The 389-nt window shown below is 27.0% G+C and carries 1 protein-coding gene; it reads left to right on the top strand.

The features are described 5' to 3' along the window. On the top strand, positions 1-348 hold a 348-nt coding region (locus H2277_RS09170; protein ID WP_337201983.1), incomplete at its 5' end, for a tRNA 2-selenouridine synthase. Positions 349-389 lie beyond the last annotated feature (41 nt).

The following is a 389-nucleotide window of genomic DNA, read 5'->3' as shown; positions in this document are numbered from 1 at the left end:
ATTAATAGCTATAAAATAGGCGAATCTAATTTTAATTTCGATGATAAACCCGAATTTGCATACTATGAAGATCAATTTAAAGCATATATGGGAGAAGAAAACTATAAAAAATTAAAACCTTATTTGATTATGAGTAGTTATTATGTATGCAAAGGTAAGAGATATCCTATTACTTTTTATACTATGATAGATTATAAAGTAAAAAGTTATGGATTATTTGGAGATGAAGGAAGAGGATTTAGCTTTTCTAGCATTAGTCGTAAAAGTGCAGGAGGAGGATCTTTTCATTATTTTACTAATGGTAAATTTATAAAAAGTGATGAAAAATATACAGGACAAAGTTACTAATGAACCCTAAAGAACTTATCTCTCAAATCAAAGACTATGCT

Origin of the sequence: Campylobacter sp. W0014 (assembly GCF_020135975.1) — a bacterium.
In the GTDB taxonomy this organism is placed as follows: domain Bacteria; phylum Campylobacterota; class Campylobacteria; order Campylobacterales; family Campylobacteraceae; genus Campylobacter_D.
The sequence above is the reverse complement of the archived record's forward strand: the minus strand, read 5'-3'. Positions and strand labels throughout refer to the sequence as shown.